General features: G+C 64.0%; 24 protein-coding genes and 1 pseudogene. 5 read left to right on the top strand and 20 right to left on the bottom strand.

Translation table 11 applies throughout. The features are described 5' to 3' along the window. Window positions 1–41: 41 nt before the first annotated feature. A complete protein-coding gene (locus AC1TPF_RS05060) occupies window positions 42–797 on the top strand; it encodes an SDR family NAD(P)-dependent oxidoreductase (protein ID WP_482142927.1) in 756 nt (251 codons plus the stop codon). Window positions 798–806: 9 nt separating this feature from the next. Here AC1TPF_RS05060 and AC1TPF_RS05065 read toward each other — a convergent pair whose 3' ends face one another. From AC1TPF_RS05065 to AC1TPF_RS05150, 18 genes and pseudogenes are all read right to left on the bottom strand, one after another. Then, window positions 807–953: a hypothetical protein gene (locus AC1TPF_RS05065; protein WP_482144099.1), complete on the bottom strand. Its 147-nt coding sequence runs from the start codon at window positions 951–953 to the stop codon at window positions 807–809. Between the two features lie 134 nt (window positions 954–1087). Then, window positions 1088–1479: pseudogene (locus tag AC1TPF_RS05070) on the bottom strand (DUF222 domain-containing protein); the annotation flags it as partial. A 7-nt stretch (window positions 1480–1486) separates the two neighbouring features. Next, on the bottom strand, window positions 1487–1729 hold the full coding sequence (locus tag AC1TPF_RS05075) for a DUF222 domain-containing protein (protein ID WP_482142929.1): 243 nt from the start codon (window positions 1727–1729) through the stop codon (window positions 1487–1489). Next, complete coding sequence (locus tag AC1TPF_RS05080) at window positions 1662–1829, bottom strand: hypothetical protein (protein ID WP_482144101.1); 168 nt, start codon at window positions 1827–1829, stop codon at window positions 1662–1664. The genes AC1TPF_RS05075 and AC1TPF_RS05080 overlap by 68 nt, the downstream gene beginning before the upstream one ends. Before the next feature lie 97 nt (window positions 1830–1926). Beyond that, window positions 1927–2943, bottom strand: coding sequence for an MBL fold metallo-hydrolase (locus tag AC1TPF_RS05085; RefSeq protein WP_482142931.1), 1017 nt, complete (start codon window positions 2941–2943; stop codon window positions 1927–1929). A gap of 10 nt (window positions 2944–2953) precedes the next feature. After that, window positions 2954–3289, bottom strand: a complete 336-nt coding sequence (locus AC1TPF_RS05090; protein WP_482142932.1) for an EthD family reductase — start codon at window positions 3287–3289, stop codon at window positions 2954–2956. Between the two features lie 72 nt (window positions 3290–3361). After that, window positions 3362–3985 carry a TetR/AcrR family transcriptional regulator gene (locus AC1TPF_RS05095; RefSeq protein ID WP_482136205.1) on the bottom strand — a complete coding sequence of 208 codons (624 nt, stop codon included), beginning with the start codon at window positions 3983–3985 and terminating at the stop codon, window positions 3362–3364. 48 nt (window positions 3986–4033) lie between these two features. Next, window positions 4034–5545: a class I adenylate-forming enzyme family protein gene (locus AC1TPF_RS05100; protein ID WP_482142933.1), complete on the bottom strand. Its 1512-nt coding sequence runs from the start codon at window positions 5543–5545 to the stop codon at window positions 4034–4036. A 47-nt stretch (window positions 5546–5592) separates the two neighbouring features. Next, the gene (locus tag AC1TPF_RS05105) at window positions 5593–6642 is read right to left on the bottom strand and encodes an alcohol dehydrogenase catalytic domain-containing protein (protein ID WP_482142934.1); all 1050 of its coding nucleotides are present in this window, start codon (window positions 6640–6642) and stop codon (window positions 5593–5595) included. Next, on the bottom strand, window positions 6642–7430 hold the full coding sequence (locus tag AC1TPF_RS05110; protein WP_482142935.1) for an SDR family NAD(P)-dependent oxidoreductase: 789 nt from the start codon (window positions 7428–7430) through the stop codon (window positions 6642–6644). Before AC1TPF_RS05110 ends, AC1TPF_RS05105 begins: the two co-directional genes overlap by 1 nt. A gap of 34 nt (window positions 7431–7464) precedes the next feature. Beyond that, a complete protein-coding gene (locus AC1TPF_RS05115; RefSeq protein WP_482142936.1) occupies window positions 7465–8223 on the bottom strand; it encodes an SDR family NAD(P)-dependent oxidoreductase in 759 nt (252 codons plus the stop codon). Beyond that, entirely contained in the window at window positions 8220–9422 is a 1203-nt protein-coding gene (locus AC1TPF_RS05120) for an acyl-CoA dehydrogenase family protein (protein WP_482136200.1), read from the bottom strand. Before AC1TPF_RS05120 ends, AC1TPF_RS05115 begins: the two co-directional genes overlap by 4 nt. 29 nt (window positions 9423–9451) lie before the next feature. Beyond that, complete coding sequence (locus tag AC1TPF_RS05125; protein ID WP_482142937.1) at window positions 9452–10411, bottom strand: phosphotransferase family protein; 960 nt, start codon at window positions 10409–10411, stop codon at window positions 9452–9454. Further along, complete coding sequence (locus tag AC1TPF_RS05130) at window positions 10408–11616, bottom strand: acyl-CoA dehydrogenase family protein (protein WP_482136198.1); 1209 nt, start codon at window positions 11614–11616, stop codon at window positions 10408–10410. Before AC1TPF_RS05130 ends, AC1TPF_RS05125 begins: the two co-directional genes overlap by 4 nt. Before the next feature lie 28 nt (window positions 11617–11644). Next, the gene (locus AC1TPF_RS05135) at window positions 11645–12796 is read right to left on the bottom strand and encodes a thiolase family protein (RefSeq protein ID WP_482136197.1); all 1152 of its coding nucleotides are present in this window, start codon (window positions 12794–12796) and stop codon (window positions 11645–11647) included. Then, window positions 12793–13197, bottom strand: coding sequence for a Zn-ribbon domain-containing OB-fold protein (locus tag AC1TPF_RS05140; RefSeq protein WP_482136196.1), 405 nt, complete (start codon window positions 13195–13197; stop codon window positions 12793–12795). The genes AC1TPF_RS05135 and AC1TPF_RS05140 overlap by 4 nt, the downstream gene beginning before the upstream one ends. Before the next feature lie 28 nt (window positions 13198–13225). Further along, complete coding sequence (locus AC1TPF_RS05145) at window positions 13226–14014, bottom strand: enoyl-CoA hydratase/isomerase family protein (protein WP_482136195.1); 789 nt, start codon at window positions 14012–14014, stop codon at window positions 13226–13228. 94 nt (window positions 14015–14108) lie between these two features. Continuing rightward, entirely contained in the window at window positions 14109–15251 is a 1143-nt protein-coding gene (locus AC1TPF_RS05150; RefSeq protein ID WP_482142938.1) for an acyl-CoA dehydrogenase family protein, read from the bottom strand. Window positions 15252–15345: 94 nt separating this feature from the next. Here AC1TPF_RS05150 and AC1TPF_RS05155 point away from each other — a divergent pair, with 94 nt between their 5' ends. From AC1TPF_RS05155 to AC1TPF_RS05165, 3 genes are read left to right on the top strand one after another with little or no spacing between them, the layout of a single operon-like run. Further along, a complete protein-coding gene (locus tag AC1TPF_RS05155; protein WP_482142939.1) occupies window positions 15346–15723 on the top strand; it encodes a nuclear transport factor 2 family protein in 378 nt (125 codons plus the stop codon). A 3-nt stretch (window positions 15724–15726) separates the two neighbouring features. Then, window positions 15727–16104, top strand: a complete 378-nt coding sequence (locus tag AC1TPF_RS05160) for a hypothetical protein (RefSeq protein WP_482136192.1) — start codon at window positions 15727–15729, stop codon at window positions 16102–16104. Window positions 16105–16162: 58 nt separating this feature from the next. Next, window positions 16163–18097: an oxidoreductase gene (locus tag AC1TPF_RS05165; protein WP_482142940.1), complete on the top strand. Its 1935-nt coding sequence runs from the start codon at window positions 16163–16165 to the stop codon at window positions 18095–18097. 50 nt (window positions 18098–18147) lie between these two features. On the opposite strand, the gene AC1TPF_RS05170 is transcribed toward AC1TPF_RS05165, so the two are convergent. Next, a complete protein-coding gene (locus tag AC1TPF_RS05170; RefSeq protein ID WP_482136190.1) occupies window positions 18148–19128 on the bottom strand; it encodes an adenylate/guanylate cyclase domain-containing protein in 981 nt (326 codons plus the stop codon). Next, entirely contained in the window at window positions 19125–20363 is a 1239-nt protein-coding gene (locus tag AC1TPF_RS05175; protein WP_482136189.1) for a TetR/AcrR family transcriptional regulator, read from the bottom strand. Before AC1TPF_RS05175 ends, AC1TPF_RS05170 begins: the two co-directional genes overlap by 4 nt. Before the next feature lie 142 nt (window positions 20364–20505). On the opposite strand from AC1TPF_RS05175, the gene AC1TPF_RS05180 reads away from it, so the two are divergent. After that, window positions 20506–21714, top strand: a complete 1209-nt coding sequence (locus tag AC1TPF_RS05180) for an acetyl-CoA C-acetyltransferase (RefSeq protein WP_482142942.1) — start codon at window positions 20506–20508, stop codon at window positions 21712–21714. The last annotated feature ends 4 nt before the right edge of the window (window positions 21715–21718 follow it).

Raw genomic sequence — 21718 nt, forward strand, 5'->3', positions numbered from 1 at the left:
GGCAGGCTATGACGGAAAAGGATTCAGAGACAGTGACTTCGATGAACACTCGACTCCGCGACAAGGTGGTCCTCGTGACGGGGGCCACCGGCGGGATCGGTATCGAGATCGTTGCTCGTCTCGCCTCGGAAGGCGCTCACGTGGTCGCCACCGATGTGGACGGGCTGACATGCGAGGCACTGGTGGCGTCTCAGGATGTTCCTGAGCGGCACCAGGCAATTGCACTCGACATCACGCAGGAAGCGCAGTGGCAGAGTGTCATCGAGTCGATCTCAGAGCGGTTCGGACATCTTGACGCACTGGTGAACAACGGCGCCATCGGGAGCCTGGAGACCGTGGTCGACGAGGACCTCGAGCGATACAACCGTGTCATCGCGGTCAGCCAGACCGGTACCTGGCTCGGGATGAAGCATGCCGGCCGGGTCATCGAGCAGACCGGCGGCGGCTCGATCGTCAACATCTGTTCGATCCTCGGCAGCGTGGGCGGGCTGGGCAACAGCTTCGCCTACGCTGCCGCAAAGGGCGCCGTGCGGACGATGACGAAGAATGCTGCGCTGCATTGGGCGACGAAGGGTGTGCGGGTGAACTCGCTGCACCCCGGCTTCATCGAGACCCAGCCGCTGCTGGATCGCTACGCGGGCTCCGATCGGTATCGTTCGATGGTTGCCCACACCCCGATGGGACGTCTGGGCCGAGCTTCGGAGGTGGCTGCGATGGTGGCTTTCCTGGCCGGCGACGATTCGACCTTCGTGACGGGTTCGGAAATGTACGTCGACGGCGGCTGGACTGCTGACTGAACAAGGGTTTCAGGCAGCGTAGCGCCAGGAGGTATCGGGCCAGCCGAGATCGACTGCGAACTCTTGCGGCTCGACGGTTTTCTCCTCGAACACTGCCCGCGCACGCTGCATGAACCATTGCGCATCAGCGTCACTGTCCGGGTTCCCTTGGCCCACTCCCGAATGTGATGGACCGCGCATTCCGGGGCCGGGGCATCACACCCCGGGCGTGAGCAGCCCCGCTCCGCGGCAATCAGAGCGAGTCTCTGATCAGCAGTAGCCAACCGTTCCTCACGGCCGAGATGCAGCGGCCGGTGCTTGTCATCCAACAACGCCAGGAACTTGCGGCTCACCCCGGCCAGCTTCAGCGCATCCTTGATGCTCAAGACACCACCAGAGGCGGTGGTCGCCAGCCCGGCTTCCTTTTCGAGTTGCTCCAACGTCATCGTCACGATGACCTGTGCGGGTAGGCCGCGGTGGCCGCCCACTTCGCCGCGACGACATCCCACAGCGCTTTGGTCGCCGGGTCGAGAGTGCCTTTGATCCCGGCCATGTGATCGGCGCCCTGCTTGGAGACCGACAACTCCCGCTTCTGCGCACGGTCGCTGTCGTCGAACTCGCCGTCGGGGTTCAGATGCGCATGTAGGTGCAGACCAACCTTTTTCAGTTCATCGGGGTCCATCGTCCGCGCCGCATCGGCCATCAAACGTTTACCCTCGGACCAAGTTGGTAGATCGCTGGATCGTGCCCGGCAAGGCCATCAACACATCGTGGATCACGTTGTAATGTGCTACCCCGATCGCGCCGTCACGCAATGCTGCAGCAGTATGCGGATAGATCGGTGCAATCACCTCGCTCGAGGGTGTGTGCCAATCGCCGACGCGCTCAGCCCTTTTCGATCGGCCGCTGGCCTGTGCTGCCGAAACCCGCAGATGATGGCGCAGAAATGTCAACGAGCCTGCGGGACAGCACCTCACGGACAGCAACGACCTCCTCCGCATCCAGGGCCATGCCCTCGATGCGGTTGATCAGATCTGCCACCCCCGACGTCATGAAACAGTTCTATCAGCACCCACCGACAAGTGGTGGCGTCGCTGGATTACGCGTCACCAACACCCATTTCAGAGCAACAGATGCACGCGTGAACCACTCAGTGGATGCTGAAGGTATCAACCCCGTCGTTCTTGGTCACCGAGAGCAGATCGCGGTCGACCAGCACGTCGAGGTGGGCGAGTGTTTCGCACGTCGCGACCATCTGATTGAAAGAATCCAGGTCGGCGAAGCGTCGTTCGCGACGTGTCCACGTCAGGGACTGGGCGATCCGGAGGCCTACGCTTGGCCCCAATTCAACGACAGCACTGAGGGTTTGGTCGAGGCGGCGAGCGTGATGGGCCAACAGTTCCAAGCAGCGTGTGTGCACATCGCTGCCGACGGGACCGTGCGCGGGGAGCATGGTGCACTCGGGTTCGTCGAGCAGCATCGTCAACGACTGTAGATACTGGCCCAGGGGTAATTCCCAGTCGCCGAGTTCGAATCCGATGGACGGTGTGATGGTCGGCAGGACGTGGTCACCGGTGTAGCAGACGCCGCGCTCAGTATCGTGAAAGACCATGTGGCCCTTTGTGTGACCGGGTGTGTGTACCGCGGTCATGGAATATCCCGGGATGTCGATCGGCCCGGGGGAGAGCCAGGTGTTCGGCAGCTCCCAGTCGTCGGTGGCGAAGGGCTCGTCGATCGAACTCCGATAGGCCTGCTCGGCGATGGCGGTGTCGCCGGCTCGATGCAACTCGCGGATCGAACTCTCGGGGACGTTGCTGCGTAGTCGCTTGATCGCATCGATCCCAGGGGCCTCGGCGCGACCTAGATGTACCCGAGATCCGTGGCGGCGCCGGAGTTCTATGGCAAATGTGTAGTGATCGCGGTGCACATGGGTGACATAGATGTCGTGGATCTCCGACGGCTTGCGCCCGATCTGGGCGAGTGCTGCGGAGAGCTCATCGTGGGTCGAGGGCCGGTGCCAGCCGCCGTCGATCAGGGCCAGTCCATTGCTGGTCTCCAGCACGTACACATTGATCGCGCGGAGCCCGTCCTGCGGCATCTGCAGCGGAATCCGGTGCACGCCATCGACAATCTGCGTGCACCCGGCCCGCGCCCACTCGACTGTCATGCTGAGGTGGTCATTCTTCGCTGGTGCCGAGTGGAACCATCGTCTTTTCGTCGCCGTACCACATCATCCGACGACCACCCATGGTGCCGACATGGTCGACGGCGGCCTGCCACTGTGGGCTCGCCAGCGCAGTTTCAAGAGCTTCTCGTGACTCAAAGCTCAAGACTGACAGTCCATCCCATCCTTCTGACCGACTGCCGAACGATTCGAGCAGTTCGGTGTGCTGCCAGCGCAGTAGTCCGGGTAGTGGGTAGGTCACGTCGGCATGTTCTCCCCGCCACCACGTCATGAACTGATCATGGGTCCAGTCGGTCGGACGCGCTGCGATGAGGATGAGGTTGTACATCAAAACTCCTAAGTGAATTCAGTTCATTACTCTCGGCCGACGAAAAGGGCAACGTCGATCGAAGGCGGCGATCTATTTGCTGACGACCCGGATGGCGGCGTCGGTGACCAGCGTGGTGATCTCGTCGAGCGTGATCTTGCCGCCGGGCCGGTACCAGCGCCAGATGCTGATGACCAGGGCGAGCACGAGTCGGCCCAGCAGATGTGGATCGGAATCGACGAAGTCGCCGGATTTGATGCCGCGGGCGATCAGGTCGGTCCAGTTCTGCTCGATCTCGCCGACCAGGTCGCGCGACCGGAGACGTTCGGCTTCCTCTTTGACGGACTGGCGCTCGGTGGCCAGCAGATCCATGTGGTTCTGCAGGATTCGCCGCTGCGATGCCTCGGTGGGAGTTGCTTCGAGTGCCGCGGCGACCGCGGCACGCAGGGCGTCCTTGGGATCGGTGATACCGGCCGTGGCAGCGGTGAACCGTTCGGCGGATTCGGCCAATTCGAGGCGCATGATCGTCAAAAGGCAATGCGCTTTGGACTCGAAGTAGTGGTAGAGCGCGGTTTGGCCAATACCTACTTCGTCGGCGATCGACGCCCATTTGGTGTGTTCGTAGCCAACTTTGCCGAACTGGTCGATCGCCACCGATAGGATGAGGGTTCGTTTGGATCGCGGGCTCTCGCGACGAACCTCGGTATCAGTGGTCATTGGGCCCCCTGGGGTCTGGCATGTACACGGCTGTTCCGACTCTACCTCTCACTGAGGTGAATTAGGGTCAGTTTTGGATGCGAGGCCGGTGGCCAGGCTCACCGCGTCCGGTCGCGACAGCTTGCCCACGCGATTCTGTGGCAGATCGTCGACCGTGAAGACGTACTCGGGCCACTTGAACTTGGGGAAGTCGGTTGCGGCGAGCTGGTGCGTCACGCTTTCCAGGGTGAGCTGCTCGCCGCGGGTGACCACCAGTGCCGCAGCGCGTTCGCCGAGCATGTCATCGGGGACCGGGACCACACATACCTGGACAACCTCGGGTAGTCCGGCGATGGCCGACTCCATCTCGTTGATGTCGATGTTGCGGCCACCGCGGATGATGATCTGCTTCTGGCGACCCATCACCGCGATGGTGCCGTCGTCGCCGACCTCGACGAGGTCGCCGGTGGGCAGGAATCCGTCGGGAGACAGCGCGGGCGCAACCGGGCTGCCACCTCTGGCGTAACCGATGAACATGGACGGGCCTTTGACCTGAGCATCACCGATCTCGCCGGTGGGTACCGGGACACCGCTGGTGTCGACGGCCCGCACAGTGGTGCCCGGAAACGGACGACCGTCTCGGCCGAGCCGGATCGCGGGGGGATCGTCGAGCGCAGGTGTGGTGTGGCCGAGGCACTCCGACATTCCGAAGACCCGCAGGAATGTGGTTCCCAATGTCGTCTCGGCGTTTTCGAGTGCGCGCTCGTTCATCGGCCCGCCGCCGACGGTCAGTGCCCGTACGTTCGAGAGTCGGCCCTGGGAACCGTCGGTCACCGACAGCTGCAGTGCCATGGTCGGTACCAGCATCGTCCAGGCGACAGCGTGTTTCGCCATCGCGTCCACCGCTGCTGCGGGCGACCACTTCCCGATGGCGACGAGAGGTCCGCCGAGGTAGGCGGGGAGATACATGCCGAAGCAGAAGGCCGCAACCGATGACAGTGGGACAAACGCGCCGATGGCCTCGCCTGACCGCAGTCCGACGGTGTCGATCGTGCTCTGACAGGCGTAGCGGATGGCATCTTCTGACTGCACAACACATTTGGGTCGCCCGGTCGAACCAGAGGTCATCGCGATTGCGGTGCCTCCCTGCCAACGGTCGATGTCCCCGAATCCTGCTGTGCCCGAACGCAGCAGGCGGGTGTCGAAGGCCTGTACCGAGTTGCCGAACCGCTCGGTGTCCACGCCCCAATGAGCCAGCGATGCCGGGTCGCCGACAACGATGTCGGGTGCGATGTCTTCCAGGGCCAGGTCGAACTCGGATTCGGTTGCGTGCGGGCTGAAGACGGCGACCAGACCGCCGCGCATCCCGACGGCCACCGCGGTGGCCAGGGTCTGCCAGGTGTTGTCGGCCTGGATGAGTGCGGTCGGCGGTGCTTCGTCGATGGCGGCGATGCGGTCGGCGAGTTCGCGAGCAGCGTCGACCACGGTTTTGAGACTGTGGTTGCCCAGTTCGTCGATGACGGCGATGGAATCCGGATCAGTCTGGGCCCTGGCGACCATTTCCTGTGCAAGTTTTTTCACTGCGCTGTCTCTTTCGGTTGCTGTCGATGTCGCGTTCAGATGGGAGCTCAGACCCCGGGGACCAGAACCCCACGGCCGGCGAAAGCGCCGGATCGTAATTGTCGGTATGCCGTGGGGATGTCTGCGAAACCGAATCTCGTGACCTCTGAATGCAGGGTGCCCGCCTGTGCCAACGCGACCACGTCGCGCAGATCTGTGGTGGTTCCCCAGAACGGGGCATTGACCTGCCAACCATTCGGCATACCAAGGTCTTTGCCGACGGTGAGGCGCCCACCTGCGGTGCCGACAACGACGATTCGTCCGCCGGGGGCAAGTAGCGCCGGTGCCGGTTCGACGGTGGCAGGTGCGCCGACGAAGTCGAAGACCACATCGGCGCCGCCGAGTGCGGCGATGTCGGGGGCGGCAGCTTCCAGGCTCAGATGGCTTGTCTGCGCGCCCAACTCGAGCGCCAGGTCGTGGCCCTGCGCGCGGTTGTCGACGGCGATGATGTGCCGCACACCGAACGCCCGCAGGATCTGTACTGCCAGATGGCCGAGTCCACCGATTCCGACAACTAGAGCAACAGTGTCGCTGTCGATCAGGTCTTTGTGGGTTGCAATCGCGTGGTAGGCGGTCAACCCGGCGTCGGCCAGGGGCGCGGCCTGTTCGGCGGGCAGCGATCCGGTGGGGACGAGTACTTCGGCGGACGGGACCAACATCAGCTCGGCGAGCCCACCGTGATGGCCGAGTCCGTTGCCGATCGGAGAAAGCCGCCCATCGGGTCGGGGCACGAGTTCGAGACAGTAGTTCTGCCGTCCACGACGGCAGTTGCGGCAGTTGCGGCAGGACCAGATACCGTGCACCACCACGGATTTGCCGATCAGACTGCGGTCGCCTGCCGGTCCGGCGTCGACAACTGTTCCGGCGACCTCGTGTCCGAGTGTCAGCGGCAGCGGATAGTCGAACCGGTCGGTCGGGGAGTCCATGACGCTGAGGTCGGAGCGGCACAATCCGGCCGCCCCGACCTTGATCAGGAGCTGTTCGCCGCCGGGCACGGGGTCGGGGATCTCCCGGACCACAGGTGAATGGCGCCAGGCGGTGAGCTGAACGGCCAACATCAGCGTGCGGTCCAGCCGCCGTCGACGATCAGGGTCTGCCCGGTCATGTACGACGAGGCATCCGAGGCCAGGAAGAGCACGGCGCCGTTGATCTCGCCTTCGGTGCCACCGCGGCCGAGCATGGTGTTGCGGCGGACCCAGCCGGCGGACTTGTCGTTGCTGAACAGGCCATCGGTCATCTCGGTATCAAACCAGCCGGGGACAACCGCGTTGACGCGGATGCCCCGTCGGCCCCATTGACCGGCGAGTTCGCGGGTGAGTCCAAGGGTGCCGGCCTTGGACGCGGCGTAGCTGGCTCCGCCGATCGGGGCGGTGGACACCAGCCCGATCACCGACGAGATGTTGATGTACGAGGCCGTTTCGCCCTCGGAAAGGCGGGTGGACGCGTACGTCGCCAGATGAAACCCTGCGACGAGGTTGACCTCGAGGATCGAGTTGAACCCGTCGACCGTTTCGTCTTCGGCATTCGGTGGGCCGGGCATGCCTGCATTGTTCACCAGGATGTCGAGGCGACCGGAGGTGTTGTAGACCTCGTCGACCAGGGCCTTGCGCTCGCTGTCGTCGGTGATGTCGCAACGAACCGGGACGACGCCGGGTACCTCGTCGGCCAGTGCATTGAGCCGATCGAGCCGACGGGCGGCGGCATAGACCGTTGCACCGGCAGCTGCCAGCGTGCGGGCAAACCCGAGCCCGAGGCCGGACGAGGCGCCGGTGACGATCGCCGCGCGGTCGGACAGACCGAACATCGAGGTCAGCATCGATCCCGATCCAGGTGTGTTGTCAGTCATCACTTCTCCCGTGCATCACAGTTCGGACTGGTCATCAGTAGACCGCGGTTCGGCCACCATCAACGGGGATGATGGCTCCGGTGGTGTAACCAGCTGCGTCAGAGGCCAGATGGGTCACCATGCCGGCGATCTCCACCGGCAATCCCAGCCGGCCTGCGGGCAGCCGATCGACGATCTTGCCGATGAACTCGTCATCCCAGTTCTCGGCCATGTCGGTGGCGAAACCACCGGGCATCACACAGTTCACCCGGACGGTCGGCCCGTATTCCTGCGCGAAGGCGCGGGTGAGGGCGTTGAGTCCGTTCTTGGCGGCGGCGTACATGGCCTCGGGCGGGCTGGGTCGTTCGGCACCGATGCTCGAGATGTTGATGATCGAACCACCGCCTGCGGAGACCATGCGCTCACCGGCAACGGCCATCAGGCGGAACGGCCCTTTGAGGTTGACCTCGATCGTTTTGTCCCACAGACCTTCCGTCACCGAGATGAGGTTCTCGGCGAGCGGCGCGATGCCGGCGTTGTTGACGACGATGTCCAGGCTTCCGAACTGCTCGATGATCTGATCGACTGCAGGCTCGATGCTCTCCCATTTGCCCACATGCAGGGCAAAGGGGTGTGCGGTGCCCGGTCCGCTGTCGCTGAGTGTGGCAACCGCTGCTTCGCAGGCCTCGATCTTGCGGCTGGACACGATCACGGTCGCGCCCGCCTCGAGGAGACCCTTGGCGATGGCCAGTCCCAGACCGCGGCTCGCGCCGGTGACCAGGGCGACCTTGCCGGTCAGGTCCGATGTGCTCATTTGTGCTTCTTCACTTCCAGGCGTGCGATGGTCCGCAGGTGAACTTCGTTGGGGCCGTCCGCAATCTGCAGTGCACGGGTGATGGCGTGTAGGCGGGCGAGGATGGTGTCATCGCTGACCCCGGCTGCACCGTAGGTCTGCACGGCGCGGTTCACCACGTTGTGCGCGACCTCCATGGCGGACACCTTGATCGCGGCGACCTCCGACCGTGCCGACGCATTGCCCTTGGTGTCCATCAGCCATGCCGATTTCAGGACCAACAACCTGATCTGGTCGATCTCGATGCGGCTGCGGGCAATCCACTCGCGGACGACACCTTGATCGGACAGTGGTCCGCCAAAAGCGATGCGCTCCAACGACCGTTTGCACATCATGTCCAGTGCGCGTTCGGCCATACCGATTGCGCGCATGGCGTAATGCATGCGGCCGGGTCCGAGTCGTCCCTGGGCGATGGCGAATCCGTCACCTTCGGCACCGAGCATGTTGCTCGCCGGTACCCGTACGTCGGTGAACTGGACCTCGCCGTGGCCGAGTCGGTCTTTGAATCCGAACATCGGTAGATCGCGCAGGACCTCGATGCCGGGTGCGTCGGCGGGCACCAGGATCATGCTCTGCTGGCGATAGGTGGGGCCGTCGGGATCGGACTTGCCCATGAAGATGATGAGCTTGCAGTCCGGGTCCATGACGCCCGAGGTGTACCACTTGCGGCCGTTCAGGACGTACTCGTCGCCTTCACGGGTGATGGTCGAGGTGATGTTGGTGGCATCCGAGCTCGCGACAAACGGCTCGGTCATCGCGAATGCGGAACGGATGCTGCAGTCCAGCAACGGCTTCAGCCACTGCTCTTTCTGCTCTTCGGTGCCGAACATGGCGAGGATCTCCATGTTGCCGGTGTCGGGAGCCGAGCAGTTGATGGTCTCGTTGCCGATGATCGATCGGCCGACGATCTCGGCCAGGGGTGCGTATTCGAGGTTGGTGAGTCCGGCGCCCAGATTGTCGTGACACATGAACAGGTTCCACAGTCCCTGTTCGCGGGCGATGGCCTGCAGGTCGCGCATGATCTGCGGCTGCTCGTGCGGGTTCTCGTTGGCCGCGATCTGCTCGTCGTACACCTTCTCGGCGGGGTAGACGTGCTCTGACATGAAGGTTTCGAGCTTGCCGAGCAGTTCCTCGGTGCGGGCGGAATAGGCGAAATCCACGATGACTCCTGTGGTTTGAAGGTGTGCGCCTACCGGCGCAGCAGGGCGGTGCCGGTCTCGATCAGTCTGTTGATCGTGGCCGGAAGCTTTTCTTGATCGGGATCGTGGTGGCGTCCCTCGCGATGGCGGCGCAGGTTGTGGCCCATGATCGCGGCCATCTTCAGGCGGCCCAGAGCGTTGAACCAGTTCTGGTCGGGCAGGTCCGAGGTTCCGCCGGTGTAGAGCGCCATGAGTTCGTCTTCGGTGGGCAGGCCGGGGACCTCGCGTCCCACATCGGGGAAGTTGCTGCCGTCGGCGAAGACCAGGAACCAGCCGAGTTCGACACGCGGATCGCCTGCACTCCAGATCTCCCAATCGATCAGGGCGACCGGTTCGAGACCCTGGGACATGATGTTGCCGAGGCGGTAGTCGCCGTGTACCAGGGTGGGCGTGATGGGTTCGGGGATATCAGCCTCGAGTAGCGCGAGCAGCTCGGCGCCGCCGACCACGAGTTCCGGTGGGACCGCGCCCAATGTCCGTGCCCAGCGAGCCAATTCATCTGCGGGGGTGAGTGGTTCGGCCAGTCCGGGGATCGACGCGAGATCGACCGCGTGCAGGAGAGGGAGTACCTCGGCAGCGCGACGCATGCGCGCGGCGGCGAGTTCGGGCTCCACCGCTGGATCGTCGAGCACCGGTTCGAGTGATTCGCCTGCAACGAACTCCATCGCGAACCAGGCGGGTTCGGTCTCGTCGACGGTGACGATGCGGGGAACGGGTACGTCGGTGTCCTCGAGTGCCTTCAGGATTGTGGCCTGGCGCAACATGTCATGTCGGCCGATCGAGCGCTGACCTTCGGGAACCGCCTTGATCACGACGTCTGAGCCAGAGGTGCTGACGCGATAGGTCAGCCCGGAGTGTCCTCCGGGCAGCACCTGGAAATCGGTCATGGTGAGTCCGCATTCGGACTGTAACCGCTGTGCGACTCTGGTTTTCAGATCCTGCCCGGTCATGGTCGCGGCTCCCTCGGTAGACCGAGCACCCGCTCGGCGATGATGTTGTGCTGGATCTCATCGGTTCCGCCGGCGATCTTGTAGCCGGGGGCGCCGAGAACATGTTCACTCCAGGCGAATGTTCCCCACTGACCGGAGTTGGAGGCGAGGTCGCGGCCGAGCAGCATGCGGGCGACTTCGGAGGTTCGAGCCATCGTGTCGGTGGCCAGTAGCTTGCCGAGCGAGGCCTCGGGGCCCGGGTCGTTGCCTGCGACCACGGCGCCGGCAACGCGCATGTTGCTGACGCGCTGCAGGTAGCTCCGCGTCACCAGATCGGCGACCTTGTCGCGCTCGATCTCGGTCAGTTCGCGTCCGAGGTTCTGGGCAAGTGCCACAGCCTGATCGGCGTTCGCCAGACCGAGATTGCCGCCGTCGAGACGCTCGGCAGCCAGGACGGTCAGGGCGACCTGCCAGCCCTTTCCGACCGGGCCGAGCCGGTAGGTGTCATCGAGAACAACGCCCTCGAGGTAGACCTCGTTGAATGAGCTGCCGCCGGTCATCTGCTGGATGGGGCGAATGGTGACGCCCTCGGCGTCCATCGGGATCAGGAAGACGGTGAGGCCGGCATGTTTGGCGACGGTCGGATCGGTGCGGCAGACCGCAACACCGAAGTCGGACACCGGAGCGCCGGAGGTCCAGACCTTGTGGCCGTCGATCTGCCACGAACCGTTCTCGCTCTGAACGGCTTTGGTCCGGACGGCAGCGAGATCGGAACCGGCCTCGGTCTCGGAGAACAGCTGACACGCGATGAGATCGGTGCGCAGCATCGCCCGGACATAGCGTTCCTTCTGCTCCTCGGTACCCCATTGCGCGATGGTCGGTGCCACCAATTGCTGAGTCACGGAGAACATCTCGGTACGGCGAGGAATGTCGAAAGCCTCTTCGGCGCGACGGAAGGCGAGCACGTACGACAGCGGGAGGTCGCGGCCACCGTATTCGGCAGGCCAGTTCAAGGCACCCCACCCGGCGTCGTACTTGAGCTTCTCGTAACGCGAGATCTCGTCGGTGTGCTCGCGCTCCTGCGCGGCCGTCCAGTTCTCGAAGACGGCCACGGAGTCGGAGCCGGTGCCCCAGACCGATTCGGTGCGGGTCGATGCCACGCTCTGCAGCCACGAGACTGCTTCTTCGGTGAAGGTGGCGAGATCGGGGAGGGTGTGTGCTGTCACTGAATTTACCTTCTGCGCCTGTGTCTCATCAAACGGTCAGAACGGTGCAGGCACTGATGCCCGGTGCGCCGTATACGTGCGTGAATCCGACTCGGGGAGTGCCCTGGACCTGGCGGGCGCCGGCCTCGCCGCGGAGTTGGGTGACGATCTCATGGACCTGTCGCAGGCCCGATGCGCCGATCGGCTCACCGTTGGCGATGCACCCGCCGTCGGTGTTGATCGGAATTCGTCCACCGATCTCGGTTGCGCCACTGGCGATCATCTCTTCCTGCTCACCGGGTTCGCAGAAGCCACATTCGGCCATGTGCATGATCTCGGCGCCGCTTTCGGTGTCTTGCAGCTGTGCGACGTCGACGTCCGACGGGGTCAGACCTGCCTGTTCGAATGCGGCCTTGGCGGCATCGGCACTGACGCTGGTCGGTTCTCCGCTGCCCTGCACGGCAGGACTGAAGACCTCGAAGGAGCCGAATCGCCTGGTGCGGTGCGTGATCGCCCGAAGGTGGACCGGTGTGCGATCGATCCGCTCGAGGGCTTCGGCGCTGGCGACCACGATGGCGGCGGCACCTTCACCGGGAGAGCAGAACATGTAGCGCGTCAACGGATCGTTCACCATGTCGGCATTGGCGATGGTCTCTGCGGACATCGCTTCCTGCCGCCAGGCATTGGGATTGAGAGTGCCGTTGCGATAGGCCTTTTCGGCCACCCGGGCGAGCGTGTCGGCGGAAATGTCGTACTGGCGCATGTAACGCGAGATCTTGGCGCCGAAGAACTGTGTGGTGACCATGAGGCCGGCATCGCCGTAACTCTCTGGTAGACCCCACTCTGCGGGGCGCGGGTCGAATGCGCCACGGGGATGCTTGTCGAAGCCGACCGCGAGTGCGATGTCGGCGGCACCGGCCCGGACGGCGTTGACCGCGGAGAACAGCGCGCTACCGCCGGTGGCGCAGCCGTTCTTGACGTTGGTGAAAGGGATTCCGGTGAAGCCCAATTCGGCGACGAGGGTGTCGGCGAGGCCGGACCCGTCACTGCCGCCGAACGCGACCTGCACATCGGGCCAGGTCAGGCCGGCGTCGGCGAGCGCGCGGTTGATCGCGGTGACGGCCATGTCGCGTCCGGAGATACCGGGCTGCCGTCCGAACTTGGAGAGTCCGGCTCCGACGATCGAAACAGGCTGTGTCACTTGGAGGCTCCTTGCGTGGTGAAGCGTCCGACCGCGAACCGAGGCACCGGTGAGCTTGAGATCAAGCTCACCGGGGCCCGGTCCAGTTCGGTGAAATCATCGCAGTCGAGGATTGCCTCGACCTTGATGCCTTCGGGGAGTTCGACGTAGCCCACCGCATAGGGCGAGAAACCTTCTGCAGGTGGAACATACGGCGGCGATTTCGGAGGAAAGCGTTGGATCGTGTACGCCCACACCACACCCTCGGTGCTCAGATCCAGTGGATCTGCGGTCGGGGTGACGCATTTACTGCACATCGTGCTCGCCGGGAATCCAACGGTGCCACATGTGGAGCATTTACTGCCGCGGAGTACCGCGGCCTGGGAGCTCTGCGACAATGCCAACGCCTCTTCCATGTCCATCCCTTCAGGTTGAAGATCTAACGGGAGATCAGCGACCGACCCACTTCGGCTCACGCTTCTCGAGGAATGCGGTGACGCCTTCCTTGCCGTCTTCGGACTGCAGGGCGTTGCCCACGGCGAGGTGTTCCATGACCATCAGCGACTGGATGTCGGCGTCGAGGCCGCGGTCGATGCACATCTTGGTGAGCTTCATCATGAACGGGCTCTTGTCGGTCAGAGTCGCGATGAAGTCATCGACGCGCTGGTCGAGCTGATCTGCCGGTGCCGAATCGTTGATCAGGTCGAAAGCGGAGGCTTCCTGACCCGACAGCAGCTTTCCGGTGAGCATGAGCTCCTTGGTCTTGCGGATGCCGATCATGCGGGGCAGGCGGTAGATCGGGCCGGCGCCACCGAACAGTGCGCGACGGATGTGGAAGTCGCCGATCTTGGCGTCGTCAGATGCGATCGCGAAGTCACACGAGATCATCAGCTCGAAGCCGCCGGCGGTGACGTAGCCCTCGAGGACTGCGACCGAAGGGGTGTTCATCGAGTAGAGGCGGTCACAGACCTTGGCGGAGAGCACGGCGACGTCCATCGCGGTCGTGCTGCCGATGAAGTCGGACAGCAGATCATCGAGGTCGAAACCCGAGCAGAAGGTGTTGTTGACGCCGCGCAGAACCAGGACCTTGAGGTTCGGATCGTTGTCGACCTCGACGATGATCTCGTCGAGACGGTGTAGCAGCTCTACGGTGACCGCGTTCTTCTTGTGCGGGCGGTTCAGCCACACGCGGGCGACTTCGCCGTCCTTCTCCAACAGGATGTGATCAGTCTCGATCATGATTGAGCCTTTCTGTCGACCTTCAAAGTTGAACTGGATTCACTTCAGTATTGACCACTGGGAGGCATGCGTCAATACCCAACCTGAACTAGGTTCAGATTCCGATGAGAGTGGCGATTCGGGCGCGATGGGCACGCGAATCTCCCTGTAGTGCTTCATTTCCCATGGCGCGCCGGAAATAGGAGTGGGCGGGGTGTTCCCACGTGAATCCGACGCCTCCGTGAAGTTGGACGGCTTCGGCGGCCGCGCCGATGGCGGCATCGGTGCAGACCGACCCGGCCACGGCGATGGCCAGTCGGGCGGTGGCGGGATCTTCGTCGTAGACCGCGGCGGCATAGCGGCAGGCCGAACGGGCGCGTTCGAGTTCGCGCAAGACATCGGCCAATCTGTGTTTGACCGCCTGGAACGACCCGATGGGGCGTCCGAACTGGTGCCGGGTCTGTACGTATTGCACGGTCATCTCCAGCAGCGCGTCGACGATGCCGGTGTTCTCGCAGGCCAGCGCGAGCGTCGCGAGGTCCTGCAGTTGGGTGCAGACCTGGTCGTGGTCGGCGCTGTTGGTCAGCGGGGTCGCCGGGGACTCGCGCAGCGTGAGGTCTGCTTGCCGCCGTGTCGGGTCGATGACGTCGCGGTCGGATGCGGACAGGTGCTCGCCCGCCGTGGTGGCGAACAGGCGGCGTCCGGCGGCGGTCTCGGCGGACAGGATGATCACGTCGGCGCCTGCGCCGCCGAGCACGTGCGTGGCCGTGCCGGACAGTGTCCAGGTGCCGCGGTTCTCGTGCGCCCGGACGTCGTCGGTCTCGGGTGTCAGTGATGAAACGGTGGCGATCGAGGTGCCGGCGAGGACGTTGCCGAGCAGCTCGGCGAGATCGTCGTCGGTGGTGGCCGACAAAAGAGCCGAAACCCCCACGGCCGCCGACGTGTAGACCGGCTCGCAGACCAGGCTACGGCCGCATTCTTCGAGGATGATCCCGAGTTCGACCATGCCGTAGCCCAGTCCGTCGCGCTCCTCGGGGACCGCGAGCGCGGTCACCGACATGTCGTCGACCAGGTGTCGCCAGAGCTCGGGTGAATAGCCGGTCGGGGAGTCGGCCGCGGCGCGAACCTGTTCGATGCTGCTGTGTTTGCCGAACAGGCCGCGGACCGCACTCCGCAGTTCTGCCTGTTCGGTCCCTGGGGTCAGGGTGGAGGGCTCGGATCGGGGCCAAGGCGCCTCGACGGCCGTGGATGAGGACATATCGCTCCAATTGACGTGAGTTCAGTTCGATTTATTTCCACAGTAACCCGGTACGCTCTCGACAAGAAAGGGTTTCCCGAACTAAGTTCATTTCATGAGATCCGAGATCGAGAAGTATTACGCCACCGTCGACAGTGGTCGCCTCGAGGACGCGGTTGCGATGCTGACCGCCGACGTCGAGTTCGCCATGGTGCTGCCCACCGGCATCAAGCACGACCGGGGCCGCGAGGTCATGCTCGGCTACCTGCAGGGGCGTCCGCCCGTGGACCGCAGACACGTGGTCCAGCGGGTTGCCGTCACCGACGATCTGCAGTTCGCCCACGGCGCGGTGACCGACGACGGCGTCACCACCGGATACTTCGTCGGCGTGATGCATGTCGGCGCCGACGGACTCGTCGACCGCTACCAGGTGTCGTTCGACGCCGAGTTCTCATTGCTGCCCACCGCAGCCCTGGCCCCTGAAGGAGTCTGACCCATGACCGATACCGCCATCTCGACACCGGTTCTCGCGCAGTGGTTCGAATACATGGATTCCGATGATCCAGACCGGGTTCTGACCATGGTCACCGACGACTTCGAGATGTCGGTGCAGTTCTCCAAGGGTGGCGGACAGGCCGCGGAATTCGTGGGCGACCACGCCGGTCTCATCGCCTACCTGGCGCAACGGGAGAAGAGCGTCCTGGTCCATCACATCGATGCCGGATCCCTTGTGGGCCAAGTGGAACTGGTCTTGGGGCGCACGACCCGTCACGGATCCTTCGAGGCGTCGTTCAACGCCACGGCCCAGGTGAACGGCGCAGGCAAGGTTCGGCGACTACTCATCGCGCGGACACCTGAAATCGCATTTTCCTGAGTTCACCCATCGACGTCCGTGATGACAAGTCACGGTGACCAATAGAAGAGGGCGACGCATGGGAACTCAATTTCCCCATCTGTTTTCGGCGTATGACCTTGGCGGAATCACGCTCAAAAATCGATTGGTGGCGTTGCCGGCTGGGACGAGTATGGCATTGCAAGGTGTTCCGACACATGGGGATACGGAACACTTCGAGCGAATCGCGGCTGGGGGCGTCGGCCTGGTGATCGGTGGTGCCACGGTGGTCCACCCGACGACAACGCTTCGCTCACGAAAGCTCATTGAGGCCTATATCGACGAATTCGTGCCCGCCACAGCCGAAAAGGTGAAGGTCATTCATCGGCATGGAGCACGATTCGTGGTTCAGCTGTGTCACCTCGGCCGAGAGTTCATCGGCGGAGAATCGGATGCCCCGCCCTCGGCTCCATCTGCGATCAAGACCGTGCGAGATGCGTATCCACCGCACGAGTTGTCCGTGGCCGAGATCGACGACATCGTGGAGGGCTGGCGGATCTCGACGGAGAATCTGGTCAAGGCCGGGGTAGACGGAGTCGAACTCCATGCGGCACATGGTTATCTACCGGCGCAGTTCATGTCGCCTCTGTCGAATCAGCGAACAGATGATTTCGGCGGTTCCTTTGCAAACCGAATGCGATTCTCGCGCTTGGTGATCGAGGCGATGCAATCCGTGATTCCGCCCGGCTTCCTTCTTGGCGTGCGGCTCAGTGGCGAAGAAGAGATCGCTGGTGGGATGAACATCGAGGACTGTGTGCGGGTCGCCGAGAATCTGACCGAGCTGGGCATCGACTACTTCAGCATCACCCACGGAACCCGTGGCAAGTATGTGAAGGATTCGACCAATCCGGATGCCGTGGCGATACCGTCGGCATCGCGGGTGCGCGCTGCAACGGGCGTTCCCACCCTTGTCGGCCAACGGATCCGCGATGCGGCCACCGCCGACCATGCGATCAAATCAGGTCACGTCGATATGGTGGGAATGGCGCGGGCGCTCATTGCCGATCCCGATCTGCCCATCAAGTCCCAAACAGGCCGGCTGGACGAGATCCGCGGCTGCCTGGGTATCAATCAAGACTGCCGGGCATTCGATCCGCACCTGCACTGTGCGGTCAACGCTGAAGTCGGTCGCGGCAGGCATCCCGGGGTGGGCGCAACGGCGCCGAGAACCAAAGAGATTTATGTCATCGGAGGAGGTCCCGGTGGCCTCGAAGCCGCACGCGTCGCCGCAGGCCGCGGGCATCGGGTGACCCTGTTCGAGAGGGACACGTTGCTCGGAGGCGCGCTCGGAGTGGCTGCGGCGGCACCCCACCGAGCTACCTTGATCGACGTCATCGACTACCTGCAGCGCGAACTCAGGCGTCTCAAGGTCGACGTGAACCTCTCTGCCGGAATCGATGTCGACGATGTTGCCGCCATTCTCGATGCAGCCGATCACGTGATCGTGGCCACCGGCTCCCGGTCCGCGGACCTACCGGCAGGTCTGGACGGGCGGCCCGCGGCGACTGTGGATGATGTCCTGCTGGGTCGGGTGCCCGAGGTCGAGAGTCGTCGGGCCGTGGTCTTCGACGAAGGTGACGGCTTCTGGCCCGCTTACAGTGCGGCCGAGGCACTGACCCAGCGTGGCTGGCAGGTCACGTTCGCCACCCCGCTCACCGCGTTGGCCTCCAGGATCCCGGCTGAAAGTGCGGCACCGCTCCTCGGGCGTCTCGGTGCCGCAGGTGTTGAGTTCAGGGTGGGTAGCTCGCTGGTGGTCTCCGAGGAACCCTCGGCCCCGTTATACCTGCGGCCGGTCTTCGGAGGTGGCGATGTTGTGTTGGATGACGTGCTCACGGTCTGGCATCAGCCGCGTGTTCCGGTCTCATCCCTGGGACTGGCACCAGGTCCCACGGTGAGCGTGATCGGTGACGCAGTCACCCCTCGTCGCCTGAGTCATGCCATCGCGGAGGGCTATCGGACCGGCGCCGAATTGTGACGGCTGACGTGGCGACCGAGGTCTGCTCCGGGTAAGTGCCTCGACGGCAGTCAGTCGGTCGAGGCAGCTTTCTTGTTCAATTCCAGGGTGCGGGCCCGAAGTCGTTTGTAGCCACGAACATTGAGTGGACCGATTGATTTGAAGTAGTAGCGGTCGTGCTGGGCGGCCGATGCCAGGGTGGTGTCGACGAGAATGGTGCCGGGGCGAGCTGAACTGGCCAGCCGGGAGGCGATGTTGACGGGTTCGCCGAAGATGTCGCCGAGCCGGGTCAGCACGGTGCCCAGCGCCATCCCGACCCGAAGCGGTGGCAGATCGTGCGTGGCGGAGAGCTGTTGCAACGCAAGTGCGATCTCGGCGGCGGCGATCGGGTCCTCGACCTCGAACATGACCGCGTCGCCGATGGTCTTCACCACGTGACCACCGCGCAGGGTGATCGTTTCGTAGGCGTTGGTCTCGAAGCGGTCGAGCAGATTGTCGAGTTCGTTCATGTCGAGCTGGCGCGACAGGCTGGTATATCCGACGATGTCGACGAATCCGATTGTGAGGGTTCGGTTCACGCCGTCGGTGGTGGCCAGTGCATTCTGCAGCGCAGAGGCCAGATGTCGTCGCCAGACGAGCGTTTGCACCCGCTGCACGGCCTTGACCATGGTGGCCAGGTCGAGGCTCTCCCTGCCGGCCTCGGCGTCGGACCGGATGCGGTCGGCGATGTTGTGTGCCTCCCAATCGGTCAGGCGCGAAATCGTCTGGCCGAGGGTGCGGGCCATCGCCACCTCGAACTCGAGTGGTCGATCCGCGTCGACGGCGTGGACCAGTTGCAGGGCCTGCACGTCATCGGCGGTGAACAGTTTGTCGTCGCTGTTGTCCATGGTGAACCCGAACGCCGTCCACACCCGGCGGGCGTGTTCTTCCGAGATGTTCAGGGCCGCGGACATGTCCTCGAGTGTGAAGAGTCGCTCACCGCCGAGGAGTTCTGTTTCGATCGATTCGGCGGTGATCCCGGCGCGGCCTGCGACGTCCGGCGGTTTGGTCATGACGCGGATCGAACCGCGACCGCCGGGACCTGGGGCAGTCCGAGGACGCCTTTCATCAGGTAGGCCAGCAAAGCAGGCACCTCTGGACGATTCCAGTTGCGCCGCAATCGCATGGCGTCGTTCGCGATTGTCAGTGCTGCGTGCACGGTCACTGCGGCCTCCGGGGTGGGAAGGTCGGTCTCGATCTGTTCGACCAGGTTGACCCAGCGTGCCACGTACCGGCGCTGATAAGTGATGAGATCGCCATTATCGAAGCTCTCGAGCACGCTGCGACTGTTGAAGGAAACGGAGAGATCCGGTGTTGCGGTGAGCACCTGGACGTAGGAATCGATCAGGAGGCCGAGCAGTGCCGTCGGGTCATGGGCCACCGAATAGGCGGCGATCGCGCTGGCCTCGAGTCGGTTTGCACTGCGCTGGCTGATGCCGATGAGGATGGCCTGTTTGCTCGGAAAGTGGTTGTACACGCTGGGTCCGGAGATCCCGACCGCTTCACCGATCTCGTCGACCCCGACAGTGGCGAAGCCGCGCTGGGCGAACAGTGCCGCAGCGGCGTCCAGGATTTCGTCGCGTCGTCCGGAGGGCTCGGCCAGCGCCCTCGGCAAGGGATCGATGGGCCCGGCCAGGCCGGGACTCAGTTCGACAACGCGGTCGACCAGAACAACCAGCCGCGCCACCGCGCGGGAGGTGGAGATGCGTGTCCGGTGAACCGAAACGCTGCCGTTCACGCTGAGGATGGTCCACGCGAGCTGGTCGATGTCGCGGGATGACAGGCCGATTCGATGCGAGAACACGGCACCGGACCACCGGTGCAGGACCTTCTGGGTTCGCCGGGCCACCTCGTCGTTCTGCTCCGGTGACAGATGGGCCGACGACCAGCGCCACAGCGCCGCCGCATTCGGGTTGGTGACGCCGAGGGCGCACAGCTTCTCGATGGCCTTGCCGATGGGGACCTCGCCGTCGGCGGCGGGGGACAGGGCGGTGTCGGTACAGGTCTCGATTTCTTCGACCCCGGCCATCACCGCTGCGAAGAGGATGGCCTGCTTGTCCGAGAAATGCCGGTAGATCGACGGGCCGGTCACGCCGGCCGCCTTGGCGATGTCGGTCACCGAGACATGGTCGTATCCGCGCGCGAGGAACAGCTCGGCGGCGCGGTCGACCAACTGGCGTTTGCGGTCGGCAGGGCGGCGAGTGCGACTCGCGGCCCGGCCGGATCCGACATCTGGATGTGACGACATTGTGAATCAACCCTAGCGCATGGCTGCACCCTTGAATGCATGTCTGTACTCGGGGTATGGTCAAATAAGTTACAGCGCGTTAGCCGTGCCGTAGTTTCGGCGGGCGCGAAGGACAGCGCAGTTCATCTGAAAGGAACCCAGCGTGACTGATGCATTTATCTACGAGGCCATTCGTACGCCTCGTGGCAAGCAGCGGAAGGGCTCGTTGCACACCGTCAAGCCCGTCGACCTCGTGGTCGGCCTGATCAACGAACTCAGGGTTCGCTTCCCCGACATGGATCCCGCCGACATCAACGATGTCGTCCTGGGCATCGTGTCGCCGGTCGGCGAGCAGGGAGCAGTGCTGCCGCGGACCGCCGCACTGGTCGCCGGACTTCCCGAGACCGTCCCCGGAACCCAGGTCAACCGCTTCTGCGCCTCCGGCCTGGAAGCCACCAACCTCGCCGCACAGAAGGTCGCGTCGGGCTGGGATGACCTGGTCATCGCCGGTGGCGTCGAATCGATGTCCCGTATTCCGATGGGCAGTGACGGCGGTGCAATGTTCACCGACCCCACCACCGTGTTCGACCTCTACATCGCCCCGCAGGGCATCGGCGCCGATCTGATCGCCACCATCGAAGGCTTCTCACGTGAAGACGTCGACGCCTACGCCGCCGAGTCGCAGCGTCGCGCCGAGGCTGCCTGGTCGGCCGGCTACTTCGCGAAGTCTGTTGTCCCGGTGAAAGACATCAACGGCATCACCCTGCTCGATCACGACGAGCACCGTCGTCCGGGCAGCACCGTCGAAAGCCTCGGCCAGCTGAAGTCCGCATTCGCGGGCCTGGCTGCCATGGGCGGCTTCGACGACGTCGCACGTCAGAAGTACGTCAACGTCGAAAAGATCAATCACGTTCACACCGGTGGCAACTCGTCGGGCATCGTCGACGGATCGGCACTGGTCCTGGTCGGCAGTGAGGCCGCAGGCAAGAAGGCCGGAATGGTTCCTCGCGCCCGTGTCGTCGCCACCGCGCAGACCGGCAGCGACCCCACGATCATGCTCACCGGCCCGACCCCGGCCACCGAGCTCGTGCTCAAGAAGGCCGGACTGACCGTCGACGACATCGACGTCTTCGAGCTCAACGAAGCGTTCGCGTCGGTCGTCATGAAGTGGATGAAGGACCTGAAGATCCCGCACGAGAAGGTCAACGTCAACGGCGGCGCGATCGCCATGGGTCACCCCCTCGGTGCCACCGGCGCGATGATCCTCGGCACCTGCCTCGACGAGCTGGAGCGTACCGGTGGCCGCTACGGCCTGGTCACCCTCTGCATCGGCGGCGGCATGGGTGTCGCAACCATCATCGAGCGCATCTGAGTCA

This window comes from Williamsia sp. Y853, assembly GCF_056786495.1.

Bases quoted from the DNA above. Each gene is read 5' to 3' on its own strand.
- AC1TPF_RS05060 (WP_482142927.1), top strand. From the start codon at position 42: ATGAACACTCGACTCCGCGACAAGGTGGTCCTCGTGACGGGGGCCACC.
- AC1TPF_RS05080 (WP_482144101.1), bottom strand. From the start codon at position 1,829: ATGACGTCGGGGGTGGCAGATCTGATCAACCGCATCGAGGGCATGGCC.
- AC1TPF_RS05085 (WP_482142931.1), bottom strand. From the start codon at position 2,943: ATGACAGTCGAGTGGGCGCGGGCCGGGTGCACGCAGATTGTCGATGGC.
- AC1TPF_RS05090 (WP_482142932.1), bottom strand. From the start codon at position 3,289: ATGTACAACCTCATCCTCATCGCAGCGCGTCCGACCGACTGGACCCAT.
- AC1TPF_RS05095 (WP_482136205.1), bottom strand. From the start codon at position 3,985: ATGACCACTGATACCGAGGTTCGTCGCGAGAGCCCGCGATCCAAACGA.
- AC1TPF_RS05105 (WP_482142934.1), bottom strand. From the start codon at position 6,642: ATGTTGGCCGTTCAGCTCACCGCCTGGCGCCATTCACCTGTGGTCCGG.
- AC1TPF_RS05110 (WP_482142935.1), bottom strand. From the start codon at position 7,430: ATGACTGACAACACACCTGGATCGGGATCGATGCTGACCTCGATGTTC.
- AC1TPF_RS05115 (WP_482142936.1), bottom strand. From the start codon at position 8,223: ATGAGCACATCGGACCTGACCGGCAAGGTCGCCCTGGTCACCGGCGCG.
- AC1TPF_RS05125 (WP_482142937.1), bottom strand. From the start codon at position 10,411: ATGACCGGGCAGGATCTGAAAACCAGAGTCGCACAGCGGTTACAGTCC.
- AC1TPF_RS05140 (WP_482136196.1), bottom strand. From the start codon at position 13,197: ATGGACATGGAAGAGGCGTTGGCATTGTCGCAGAGCTCCCAGGCCGCG.
- AC1TPF_RS05145 (WP_482136195.1), bottom strand. From the start codon at position 14,014: ATGATCGAGACTGATCACATCCTGTTGGAGAAGGACGGCGAAGTCGCC.
- AC1TPF_RS05150 (WP_482142938.1), bottom strand. From the start codon at position 15,251: ATGTCCTCATCCACGGCCGTCGAGGCGCCTTGGCCCCGATCCGAGCCC.
- AC1TPF_RS05155 (WP_482142939.1), top strand. From the start codon at position 15,346: ATGAGATCCGAGATCGAGAAGTATTACGCCACCGTCGACAGTGGTCGC.
- AC1TPF_RS05160 (WP_482136192.1), top strand. From the start codon at position 15,727: ATGACCGATACCGCCATCTCGACACCGGTTCTCGCGCAGTGGTTCGAA.
- AC1TPF_RS05165 (WP_482142940.1), top strand. From the start codon at position 16,163: ATGGGAACTCAATTTCCCCATCTGTTTTCGGCGTATGACCTTGGCGGA.
- AC1TPF_RS05170 (WP_482136190.1), bottom strand. From the start codon at position 19,128: ATGACCAAACCGCCGGACGTCGCAGGCCGCGCCGGGATCACCGCCGAA.
- AC1TPF_RS05175 (WP_482136189.1), bottom strand. From the start codon at position 20,363: ATGTCGTCACATCCAGATGTCGGATCCGGCCGGGCCGCGAGTCGCACT.